9 protein-coding genes are annotated in these 11,198 nt (G+C 41.4%); 1 reads left to right on the top strand and 8 read right to left on the bottom strand.

The features are described 5' to 3' along the window. Positions 1 to 228 precede the first annotated feature (228 nt). From nuoG to AB1488_04855, 8 genes are read right to left on the bottom strand one after another with little or no spacing between them, the layout of a single operon-like run. Positions 229 to 2,832, bottom strand: a complete 2,604-nt coding sequence (gene nuoG / locus AB1488_04890) for an NADH-quinone oxidoreductase subunit NuoG (GenBank protein MEW6409431.1) — start codon at positions 2,830 to 2,832, stop codon at positions 229 to 231. A 41-nt stretch (positions 2,833 to 2,873) separates the two neighbouring features. Beyond that, on the bottom strand, positions 2,874 to 4,139 hold the full coding sequence (nuoF, locus tag AB1488_04885; GenBank protein ID MEW6409430.1) for an NADH-quinone oxidoreductase subunit NuoF: 1,266 nt from the start codon (positions 4,137 to 4,139) through the stop codon (positions 2,874 to 2,876). Positions 4,140 to 4,165: 26 nt separating this feature from the next. Next, positions 4,166 to 4,630 (bottom strand): NADH-quinone oxidoreductase subunit NuoE, encoded by a 465-nt coding sequence (nuoE, locus tag AB1488_04880; GenBank protein ID MEW6409429.1) that lies wholly within the window; start codon positions 4,628 to 4,630, stop codon positions 4,166 to 4,168. A gap of 25 nt (positions 4,631 to 4,655) precedes the next feature. Next, the gene (nuoD, locus tag AB1488_04875) at positions 4,656 to 5,849 is read right to left on the bottom strand and encodes an NADH dehydrogenase (quinone) subunit D (protein MEW6409428.1); all 1,194 of its coding nucleotides are present in this window, start codon (positions 5,847 to 5,849) and stop codon (positions 4,656 to 4,658) included. A gap of 38 nt (positions 5,850 to 5,887) precedes the next feature. Further along, positions 5,888 to 6,433, bottom strand: a complete 546-nt coding sequence (locus AB1488_04870; GenBank protein MEW6409427.1) for an NADH-quinone oxidoreductase subunit C — start codon at positions 6,431 to 6,433, stop codon at positions 5,888 to 5,890. A 46-nt stretch (positions 6,434 to 6,479) separates the two neighbouring features. After that, positions 6,480 to 7,076, bottom strand: a complete 597-nt coding sequence (locus tag AB1488_04865) for an NADH-quinone oxidoreductase subunit B family protein (protein ID MEW6409426.1) — start codon at positions 7,074 to 7,076, stop codon at positions 6,480 to 6,482. After that, positions 7,067 to 7,438, bottom strand: a complete 372-nt coding sequence (ndhC, locus tag AB1488_04860; GenBank protein MEW6409425.1) for an NADH-quinone oxidoreductase subunit A — start codon at positions 7,436 to 7,438, stop codon at positions 7,067 to 7,069. The genes AB1488_04865 and ndhC overlap by 10 nt, the downstream gene beginning before the upstream one ends. Positions 7,439 to 7,492: 54 nt before the next feature. After that, positions 7,493 to 8,416, bottom strand: a complete 924-nt coding sequence (locus AB1488_04855) for an ABC transporter substrate-binding protein (protein ID MEW6409424.1) — start codon at positions 8,414 to 8,416, stop codon at positions 7,493 to 7,495. A gap of 200 nt (positions 8,417 to 8,616) precedes the next feature. Here AB1488_04855 and AB1488_04850 point away from each other — a divergent pair, with 200 nt between their 5' ends. Continuing rightward, positions 8,617 to 10,584, top strand: coding sequence for a sigma 54-interacting transcriptional regulator (locus tag AB1488_04850; GenBank protein ID MEW6409423.1), 1,968 nt, complete (start codon positions 8,617 to 8,619; stop codon positions 10,582 to 10,584). The last annotated feature ends 614 nt before the right edge of the window (positions 10,585 to 11,198 follow it).

Here is an 11,198-nt window from a genome sequence, read left to right as displayed (position 1 = left end):
CAAAATAACTGAGATATGCTGCATTAAACAGGACGAATGCCACAACGATTGCAATCTTTATCAGAACTATGCCAATATCTATAAGAATACGCATTGTTTCTTCTGGGATCAATTTATTCCCTCAAACCATAATCCATGATCAACTCTAGCGGGGTTAGAAAACCCCGCCTATCGGTTTGGTTTGGCTATTTACCCGTTACGATAGGCGGGACATTCTTGTCCCGCCTCCTACTTATGTGACACTCTTTCAATAAAAACCTCGCATCCTTCAATACCAGGTGCCTTGGTGATAGAATCAAGGATATAACCAAAAAGCCTGTAAGCCTCTACACCTTCAAAGTTATTGCTTAACGCAACCACATCCTCAGGGATGTCTGGTTCTATACCTACCTTTACTACAATCGATGAGCGATCAGAAGTCACTTTCACGATATCTCCCTGTGAGATGTCAAGCCTTTTAAGGAGCATCGGATTAGCCTTTAAGACTGCGTCAGGACATATCTTTCTCAATGCAGGTGACCTTCTCGACATTGTCCCTGAGTGAAAGAGAGGTGTATCAACGATAAGATATATGACTCCATCTTTCCGTAGACGCTCCTTCCGACTCTCAACACCTACAGGTAACTCTCGCACCTCACCTCTTAAGGGTTCTCCTTTATAGGGCCAGAGAAGGTCACCTTTATCGATCTCCTCTGACTGAATCCCACGATAAAGGGGAGAAACCCGCGAGATCTCCTCCATTATTTCTTCCGAGGATGAATAGTCTATCCGATAACCCATCTTTTTTGAGACCTCAGAGATTATCCTCCAGTCCTCCATTCCTGTTCCTGTCACTGCCTTTCTCACTCTCTGTATCCTTCGCTCGAGGTTAGTAAATGTCCCATCCTTTTCTGACCATCCAAGTGCTGGAAGAACAACATCTGCCATCTTCGCTGTCTCTGTAAGGAATATATCCTGAACCACAAGAAAATCGAGAGAACTGAGAGCTCTCTCAATAAAGGAACTATCTGGGAGATTGAATGCCGGATTTTCACCCATAACATAAAGGGTTTTCATAGAACCTGAAGAAGCAGCCTCAAATATCTCCATGAGTGTGAGCCCTTCTTTCTCAGGGATAGGTGCATTCCATTGAGATTCAAACCTTCTTCTGAAGTCTCCTATAGAAATGGGTCTATAGCCTGGGAGCATATCAGGGAGGCATCCCATATCCATAACCCCCTGGTCATTGGGTCTCTCTGATGTGAGATAGAGCCTGGCATCAAGAAGATAACTCAATGCTGCAATGGCAAAGAGTGACCTGCTACCATCGGTTCTCTGAACAATATCCTTACCGATAATAATAGATATCGCCTGCCCCTTTTCTAACAACTCTTTTGCTCTTTCAATCTCCTCTGCAAGAATTGCTCCGCGATCTCCGATTCCCTTAATACCTTTATAAGACTCTGCGATCCCCTGAATCCTTTCTTCTATAATCGGTTTTTCTCCGCTCAAACCTTTTGTGGCAAAGAGGTCGCATAGGAGCCTTTCGATGATATCAGATTCCATGTATACAGGAGGTCTTATCTCAAGGGAACTGAACCTCTTTAGGCCCTTTGCATAACCTATAACTATTACCTTACCACCTGTCCTGAAAGATGCCCTTATCTGGAGACCGAGTATCGGATTTATAGCAGTCGGATCTCCTCCTATAACAAGGATAACATCGGAGTTTTTTACCCCCCTGATTGTGTTCGCTGTTACACCCTGCCCTAAAATATCTTCAATGTATCTCTGTGCACCTGCAAAACCGAGCCTTGCAGCCGAATCTATATGGTTACTCCCGATGACCACCCTCATAAACTTCTGGAAGATATAATTTTCTTCATTTGTGCATCTTGTCGAGGCAATACCACCTATGGCGTTGCCACCATATTCCCCCTTTATCTCCTTTAATCGCCTTGCAACAAGACTGAGTGCCTCATCCCATGTTGCTGGTTCGAGACCCCCATTTTTTCGTATCAGTGGTGCCCTGAGTCGTTCTGGAGCACTTATAAATTCGTATCCAAAATAACCCTTCGAGCATAAAAGACCATCATTTATTCCAAGACCGATCTGAGGTACTACTCTTTTAATTGCGTTATCCCTTATCTGTATTTTGAAGGAACACCCTACACCACAGTAAGGGCATATTGTCTCTACCTCTCTATCTATCTGCCATGGTCTGTAACTATGCAGGTAAAGGCGGTTCAATATTGCCCCTACAGGACAGACCGTCAGACAGTTCCCGCAGTACTCGCAGTTGTATCTTCCTCCTGAGAATGGTTCAATCCTCGAGTGACCTCCTCTACCCACGACTGCAATAGCAGAGGCACCCTGCACCCCATCACACATCCTGACACATCTTGTGCATAAAATACACCTTTCCATATTCCTTGCAAGTATTGGGTCCTCAAAACTCGTAGGTACTTTTCTTTTTCTCTCCGTGTAGCGTCCACTATGGGCACCGTATTGTTTTACAAGGTCCTGGAGGTCACATTCACCTGCCTTATCGCAATAAGGGCAGTCAAGTGGATGATTTATAAGCAGAAATTCCAGTATTCCCCTGCGGACATTCGATATGGTCTCAGATTCTGTCCTTACAACCATTCCATCAGTAACCAGCAGGGTGCAGGCGGTCTGAAGCTTTGGCATCCTTTCTACCTCGACAAGGCAGAGTCTGCAACCACCGTAAGGCTCAAGCTGTTCATGGTAGCAGAATGTTGGTATCTTTATACCTGCCTTTCTTGCAGCCTCAAGGACAGTGACCTGCTTTTCAAGCCTTATCTCACGGTCATTTATAGTTATGGTAATCATGGGATATTAGAACTGAAGCTCTGAAGTCTGAAGATATGAAGTTACTTCAGCACTTCAGCACTATGTGTCCTTTTTATATGCTCCTCGAACTCTTTTTTAAAATGTTTTAGCATAGACTTAACAACCATAGCTGCCGCATCCCCAAGAGGGCAGAAAGTCTTTCCCAGAATGTTATCTGAAACATCATTGAGTAGTTCAATATCTCCGTCCCTGCCTCTGCCATCTTCAATCCTCTGGAGAATCTGTCTGAGCCATCCAGTGCCTTCTCTACATGGTGTACACTTCCCACATGATTCGTGTTCAAAAAATTTTAATGCCCGCCACGCAACCTTGACCATACAGGTAGTCGCATCCATTACAATGGTAGCACCTGAGCCGAGCATGCTTCCTGCCTTTGTCATAGAGACAAAGTCCATAGCCACATCTATTGCATCAGCAGGCAATACTGGTGTAGATATACCTCCTGGGACAACAGCCTTGAGTCTCCTGCCATTCCTTATACCACCAGCATGTGTATAAATAAGCTCTCTCAAGGATGTACCCATAGGAAGTTCGTATATCCCTGGTCTATTTACATGTCCACTAACACAGTATATCTTTGGACCAGGACAATCAGGTGAGCCTATCTTAGAATACCCTTCCGGACCTATCTCTATTATCAGCGGTATGTTTGAGAGGGTTTCAACATTATTGACCACAGTCGGCATCCCCCATGCACCGACATTCACAGGGAATGGAGGTTTTATCCTCGGTTGCCCCCTCTTTCCCTCAAGAGAGTCTATAAGTGCAGTCTCTTCTCCACATATGTATGCCCCTGCTCCTTGATGAACCGATAAATGGAATCTTATCCCTCTGCCTGTAATATTATCTCCGAGATAGCCTCTTTCATAAGCCTGTGATATAGCCTTCTCTAATATTCCTTTTGCCTTCGGGTATTCACCTCTAAGATATATATAGCCATATTCTGCACCAATCGCATAGGCAGATATAACCATTCCTTCTATCAATAAATGGGGTTTTCTCTCAAGGATAGGTTTATCTTTGAATGTCCCTGGCTCACCTTCATCTGCATTGCAGAGAAGATATTTAGGAGTCTTTGTATCGCATGCTGCAAATGACCACTTCATGCCTGCAGGAAATCCAGCACCACCACGACCCCTGAGCCCTGATCTTTTTACCATCTCTATAATATCTGAGGGGGTCATCCCAAGAGCCTTCGGGAGAGACTGATAACCACCTTGCTTAATATAAAAATCGATATCTGCAGAATCTGGGTTCTCTATGTTCTTTAATAATATCTTTTCCATAACTCTAAACTCTCAACTCCGAACCCCTAACTATATTTAGCCAGTATTTCCTTTATTTTTATCTCAGTGAGATTTTCATGTAGATCTTCGTTCACCAACATTGCAGGAGCATCACTGCATGCACCTATGCATTCTGCAATCAGGAGGGAAAATCTTCCATCTGCTGTAGTCTCACCAACATCTATCTCCAGTTTTTTCTTCAGATATTCAAGCAGACTCTCAGCACCGAGGATCATACACGACACATTTGTGCACAGCTGTATTAGATTTCTTCCCATCAGTTCGTGTTTATACATTGTGTAGAAGCTCGCTACACCCTTTGCTATCGCCGCTGGAACACCAATTATCTCTGAGACATCTTTAAGGGCCTCAGGACTGAGCCATCCATATTCCCTCTGTGCAATATAAAGGGAAGGCATAATCGCACCTAAGGGTGTCTGGTATTTTGTCTTTATCTCATTGAGTTCTTTTATGGCTGTCTCGCTGAACATATAGCAAATTAATTTTGAAGTTCATTCATCTATCACATTCCCCAAGCACAATATCTATAGTTCCGATGTTTGCGATAACATCCGCGACGAGTCCTCCCACGCAGAGCCTCGGGAGAACAGATGCATGGACAAAAGAAGGTGCTCTGATCTTCATCCTGTAGGGTCTTCCTGTGCCATCACTAACGATATAAAAACCAAGTTCGCCTTTTGGAACCTCTGTTGATACATATATCTCTCCCTCAGGAACTGTCAGAGGCCCCTTAGTAATAAGGATAAAGTGATGGATGAGATGCTCCATATCACTCATTACCTTATCCTTTGGTGGAAGGGTAAACTTGGGGTATTCTGCCATTATGGGACCTTCTGGCATCTTTTCTATACACTGTCTTATAATGGAGTTTGACTGCCTTAGTTCCTCCATCCTTACACGATAACGGTCATACACATCACCATTTTTACCTATCGGAATCTCCCATTTAACCTTGTCATAGGCGGCATAAGGTGCAAATTTTCTTACGTCATAGGGGACACCAGAGCCCCTGAGTGTTGGACCGCTCAGACCCCAGTTTATAGCCTCTTCAGCAGAGATTACGCCGATGCCCTTTGTCCTCCGTAACCATATACGGTTTTGATCAATAAGGGTTTCGTACTCCTCTATCCTTCCTAAAAACTCCTCTGTAAATTTATAGAGACTATCAAGCCACTGTTGTGTAACATCATTCCTTACTCCTCCAATCCTTGGATAACTTACAGTAAGCCTTGCACCACAGAGCATTTCAAAGAGGTCAAGTATCCACTCCCTTTCCCTAAAGCAATAAAGAAATACGGTCATCGCCCCTATATCGAGGGCATGTGTAGCAAGCCACAGGAGATGGCTGGATATACGTGCCATCTCTGCAGTTATGGTTCTGATAAAGTTAGCCCGTTCTGTTACGGTGATACCGAAAAGACGCTCCACAGCAATGCAATAACCTATATTGTTAGTCATGGAGGAGATGTAGTCAAGGCGGTCTGTAAGTGGTATTATCTGAAGATAACTTCTGTGTTCTGAGAGTTTTTCAATGCCTCTATGTAGATAGCCTACATGAGGTGTGCATTTAACAACAGTCTCACCATCGAGTTCAAGGACAAGCCTGAGGACTCCGTGTGTAGCTGGATGCTGGGGACCTACATTGACTGTGAGCTCTTTTGTCTGTATTATCTTCTCTATCTCTGCCATGCCTTATAACTTTATTTAATCCTTCAATCCTTATCCCTTCAATCCTTCTTTCCGCTTCTTATCATCCATTCATCATCATGGCTATGGAGTTCTTTTAATTCCTCGTATCCCCTGTATTCCCTCTCTAAATCGTTTAGCGGGTAGTCCTTTCTCAATGGATGCCCTTCCCAGTCTTCAGGCATAAGTATTCGCCTTAAATCAGGATGGCCCTCAAAGGTGATGCCAAACATGTCATATGCCTCTCTCTCGTGCCAGTCTGCACTCCTCCAGACAGAGATAACAGAATCTATTTCAGGAGACTCTTCTGAGACCTGAGCCTTGAGTCTTATCCTGTGACGGTATTTTATTGAATACAGATTATAGACGACTTCGAATCTCGGTGTCTTTTTACCGAGATAATCTACGCCACACAAATCTGAAAGATAATCGAAATGAAGTTCTGCATCATCATGGAGGTATCTGCATATGTCAACTATCCTGTCTTTCCTGACAGCCACCGAGACCTGGTCACTAAAGTGGGTTATATCCACAACCTCATCGGGGAACTTCTCTTTTACCTTCTCAGCAATTTCTAAAGGTTCCATCTTCCCTAATTTTGATTTTTGCATTTTAAATTTTGCATTTAATTTTTTATCTCAATGGGCTCCATCTAAAATATTCTTTCTCTATCTTCTCCTGAAGTTTTATTATCCCTTCCATAAGTGCCTCAGGTCTTGGTGGACAACCCGGAACATACACATCCACAGGAATAAAGGTATCACATCCCTGAACAACAGCATAGGTATCAAATATACCTCCCGAGCATGCACAGCTTCCCATAGATATCACATATCTTGGCTCGGGCATCTGATCATATACTCTCCTTACAATCGGTGCCATCTTTTTAGTGACAGTACCCGCTACAATCATCAGATCAGCCTGTCTCGGTGAACCCCTAAAAATCACACCAAAACGGTCAAGGTCATAGTGAGACGAACCTGTGGTCATCATCTCTATTGCACAGCATGCAAGTCCAAATGTCACAGGCCATAGTGAGGATTTCCTTCCCCAGTTAATAACCTTATCAATGGTGGTAATAATTGTGTTTGCTCCTGGAATCACTCTTACTCCTTCTTCTACCTCTCTCAATGTATTTAGTCGAGAGTTCAGAGTCAGGAGTTCGGAGTCTTCTTTATTTTTTAACTTATCACTTATAACTTGTAACTTGTAACTGTTATTTAATCCCATGTAAGTGCCCCCTTTTTCCATGCATAGAGATAACCTACGAGGAGTATGGCTATAAAGATGAACATCTCTACGAATCCATAAAGCCCTATCTTATCATAGACAACTGCCCATGGATAAAGAAACACAGCCTCTACATCGAATATCACAAAAAGCATAGCAATAATATAAAATCGCACGGAGAACATGTATCGAGGCTCACCTACAGGGTTAATCCCGGATTCATATGGCATGAGTTTAAGATCGTAGGGCCTCCGTGGTCTGAAGATGTAACCGATGATTAATGTACCAATACCAAATGCTACAGCTATCAAGAGAAATATCAGGATTGGAAGATAATTTAAAGGGAAATATAATTCATGCATGTCTGTAATTTATACATAAGTCTTCAAAAACATGTCAAGTAAAATCCGTCTCTTTTAATAGTGTGGTGGGTCAGAGTGGGTCTTCCTTATGTATTGCAGGTCAAAGATATCTTGAGGAGTTAATATCTTTGATATATATCCAAGTCTATGGAGAACAGGAACAAACGCCATTGTAGATTCGATATAATCTTTTGAGATGCTTGCGCAATATTTTGGAGAGATTTTATAGGTATCGAGGACAAATCTTTCGTCAACAACACCAACTACTCTTGATGCTATCTTTGCGGCACTGATGGGATCTGTCCTTATGAAGTTGCTTGCATACTCATGAAGTTTAAGAAACCTCTCAATGATTTCAGGATTATCTTTGATAAAACCTTCCTCTGCAACTATTCCATAACCTGGATTATTGGGCCAGAGCATATAGGGTGGGATTGCAATCTTCGCACCAAAGGCGTGTTCTGTAACAACAGCAAGTGCAGGAGGGCCAACTGCGGCATCTATTTCACCCTTTGCCATCGCCTCTACTATGAGATCTCCCCATGGGTAGTTTTTTACAGCGACAGAATCTTCAAGACCTACCTTCTCGATATAATATCTGATAATTACATCATGCATTGAACCCTTCTGTGTCGTGCCTATGGTTTTGCCCTTAAACTGTATTAGCACCTCGTTTACATCAGTATTTTGATTTAATCTTCTGAAATCTTTGTCTGCAACAAAAACGCTTCCTTCTACATGTCCCCCTGCAATGCATTTTATGTGTAGTCCTCTGTCAATACCGATTATTACAGGAGGTAATCCCATATAGGCGAGATCAATCTCACCTTTTTCAAAAGCCTGTATAACCGGTAGTCCTGTACCGAAAAGCTGCCAGTTGACAGAAATACCTATATTTTTATTTATCCAGTCAGTTCCCATCAGGATAATAGAGGTATGATAAATGGTTGGGAGATGTCCGATTCTTATGGTTTTCATCGTTATTAAGATTGTAATTTCTTAAGGAAAATAGTGTCAAGTAATATAGACATGCATAACGAGAAGTTATAATATTTATGAAAATTGTGAATTTGATTTTAATGCTATAATATACTATCATTATAATGGTTTTTTGTTATTTTATAAATGAATTGAAATGGAAAAATATGAGCTTAGCTCCGCACTGGTTATAATTCAACATGGATGAAGATATTAAACTTCAATATAACCGAAAATACAAAATTGCCCTCATCTGTAATTCGATGGAATTTGCCGATATTGTTGAACGTTATTCAAATCCGGAGACTGAAGACTTAACGGTTAAAATGCTGAGATTTGCGAAGATCGAGGATACAGTTCCTCTTGCCAGAAGACTTCTCGATGAAAGTATTGAAGTGATTCTTACATCCGAGGTAACTGGTGATTTTTTGATTCAAAATATTGGTCAGCCTATTGTCAAGATACAGAGAACACATCAGGATATACTCCAGGCACTTATTAAAGCTATGGAATACGGTTCTTATATCGGATTGGAAAGCTTTGGCAAACTGACCGGTGGAATTGAGATTTTCGAGAATTTACTTTCTATAGGAATACACCAGGTAATTTACTCTACGACAGAAGAATTAAGAAACAATATCTCTAAAGCAGTAGATATGGGAATTAAATGCATTGTTGGTGGAGGAATTAGCAGGGAAATAATTTCTGAGTTAGGAGGAAAGGGTATTATTATCCTTCCCCAAAAAGAGGGCATTTTGCAGGCCTTTCGAGAAGCGAGGGCGATTGCTTCCGCACGAAGAAAAGAGAGAGAAAATGCAGAGCAACTTGTGGCGATTCTCAAAACGATTAAAGAAGGGGTTATAGTTGTTGACAATAATGGTATCATTAAAACGTTCAACCAGGCAGCTGAGGATATCTTGGGCATAGAATTGAAAAAGGAGGTTGGGAAATGTCTACCAGAACTTTGTTCCGAGACATTGTCATCCCAATGTGCTTCAAGACTTAAAAGCGTGCTCAATGTTTTAAGGACAGGAAAACCAGAAATGGACCAGATCTGTCATATAGGGGATGTAGATGTTGTAATAAACTCACTCCCCTTCAAAGTTGGCGATGAGATTCAAGGTGTTGTTTTAACATTTAAAGAGGCTTCAAGCATTCAGAAAACTGATAGGAAGTTGAGAGAAAAACTCTATGTTAAAGGATTTGTAGCTAAATATACGATAGACTACATCAAGGGCGAAAGCACAATAATGAAGCAGGTTATATATGAAGCAAAGAAATATGCTGAAACTGATGAAACAGTATTGATCCAGGGAGAAACGGGGACAGGAAAAGAGATTTTTGCACATAGCATACACAATCTAAGCCGCAGAAAAAAGAAACCCTTTGTGGCAGTTAACTGCTCCGCCCTTCCAGAATCATTGTTAGAAAGTGAACTCTTTGGATACGAGGAAGGTGCATTCACAGGAGCGAAAAGGGGTGGCAAGATCGGCCTATTCGAATTGGCCAACGAGGGGACAATCTTTCTTGATGAAATAGCTGACATTTCTCCGAACCTGCAGGTGAGACTATTGAGGGTTCTTGAGGAAAAAGAAGTAATGCGTGTTGGCGGTGTTAAGATGGTGCCTGTTGATGTACGAATTATCAGTTCCACTTACAAGAACCTGTGGAAAGAAGTGGAACTGGAAAGATTCAGGATGGATCTCTATTTCCGCCTGGCAATCTTAAAGTTAGATATTCCACCTCTACGGGAAAGACAGGAAGACATTCCTTGCATCATTGAGGGAATTCTTCATAAACATAGCGACAACAAAAAAAGAATATCGGACGGCATGATTGAAAGAATGAAGGAATGCAAATGGGTTGGAAACGTACGTCAACTTGATTCTCTCATTAAAAGATATATAATCCTCCTCGGGGATTCAGTGTATGATGACAACTTACTTCTTAGACTCCTTGGAGAAATAGATGCAAAAGAAATGCGTAATATGCCTGGGAAACTGCCACAGGATATCCAGTCTAAAACACTGAAGGAACAAATAGAGGAATATGAAAAAAAGATTATAAATGAGACATTGAAAAGATCAAATTTCAATAAAAAGGAAACAGCGGAGAAGCTGGGTATCAGTGAAATTTCCTTATGGAGAAAATTGCGTTTGTTGGCCTAGTCGAGAAAAGCGTTAGTTTTAGACCCTTAAATGTTAAGAGTCATGGTCTTCCGGTTAAGATAAGTAACTCAAAACATTCTTAACCGAAGGAGGAAAAACCACTGGTTGTGGAGGACCATGTGGGCAAGCTCTTACATCTCGAAATCCCTTGAGTCTCTCTATGAAGTCATTAAAATCCTTGAACTATTGCCTCTGATGAAGTGTTTTTCGAGATACCGAAAAGGCTTCTCTACTTTCCCCTTCGTCCAATTAGTTGAAGGGAAATTTTACGTGAAGGGGGTCATTTTTCTCATGGAATTAACAACAACTAAACTGCGAATTTTCAAGAAATTTAAATATCTATCAAAAATGAAATATTTGATATTTCATGAATGTAATATTTTTTTAAAATATTAGGTCATCGTATCGGAAAAAAGAATTATATCAAATAGTTACCAATGTTGTTAATTCTGGCATATAACTTGCATAAAGGAGTTAATGTTGTTAGCAGTGCTGGCTCTAATTAAAGAAGAAATCACCTTTATGGCAGAAGCCAAAGGAATATAAGAAGCAAATGGAGAAAAATGTATCAAAAATTGTTTTGAAGGGACGCGGAATCTCCCCAGGGTATGGAG

This window comes from Nitrospirota bacterium (assembly GCA_040756155.1).
In the GTDB taxonomy this organism is placed as follows: Bacteria; Nitrospirota; Thermodesulfovibrionia; order JACRGW01; family JBFLZU01; genus JBFLZU01.
This window is presented reverse-complemented; position numbering and strand designations above follow the sequence as displayed.